General features: G+C 62.8%; 1 protein-coding gene. It reads left to right on the plus strand.

All coding sequences use genetic code 11. The features are described from left to right. The coding region (locus EN935_RS38300) for an ATP-binding protein (RefSeq protein ID WP_245489173.1) at window positions 1–826 on the plus strand (826 nt) is incomplete at both ends.

The following is an 826-nucleotide window of genomic DNA, read 5'->3' on the forward strand; positions in this document are numbered from 1 at the left end:
GGTGAAACGCAAGAGGTCGAAGAGACCGTGACGGCGGTCAACGGCAGCGTCAGGCATCAGTTTGCCCGCAAGGGGGCGATGATCGCCTCCGATGGGTCGCTCTACCTGATCGGCTCGACCACCGACATCACCGAGTTGAAGACTCGCGAGGCCGAACTGCGCGAGGCCCGGCAGCGCGCCGTGCTCGCCGACCGCGCCAAGTCGGAATTCCTCGCCAATATGAGCCACGAGATCCGCACCCCGATGAACGGCGTGCTCGGCATGGCCGAACTCCTGGCCAAATCGGACCTCGACCCGAAGCAGAAGACGTTTACCGACATCATCGTGAAATCGGGCAACGCGCTGCTCACCATCATCAACGACATCCTGGACTTCTCCAAGATCGATGCCGGTCAGCTGGTGCTCGATCCGGCGCCCTTCAATCTTGCCGAGGCGATCGAGGACGTGGCGACGCTGGTGTCGACACGCGCCAAGGAGAAGGACCTCGAGCTGATCGTGCGCATCGAGCCTCGTCTCGAAAGCCTGTTCGTCGGCGATGTCGGCCGCATCAGGCAGATCGTCACCAACCTGCTCGGCAACGCGGTGAAATTCACCGATGAAGGCCATGTGCTGGTCGACGTCACCGGCGACCGGGTTCCGACCGGAACGAAGCTCACCATCTCGGTCACCGACACCGGCATCGGTATCCCCGAGGAAAAGTTGAAACTGGTGTTCGAGAAGTTCAGCCAGGTCGACACCTCGTCGACGAGGCGCCACGAGGGAACCGGCCTCGGTCTCGCCATCACCTCGCGGCTCGTCGAGCTGATGGGCGGCGACATCGGTGTCG

The organism is Mesorhizobium sp. M7D.F.Ca.US.004.03.1.1 (assembly GCF_003998635.1).
GTDB lineage: Bacteria > Pseudomonadota > Alphaproteobacteria > Rhizobiales > Rhizobiaceae > Mesorhizobium > Mesorhizobium loti.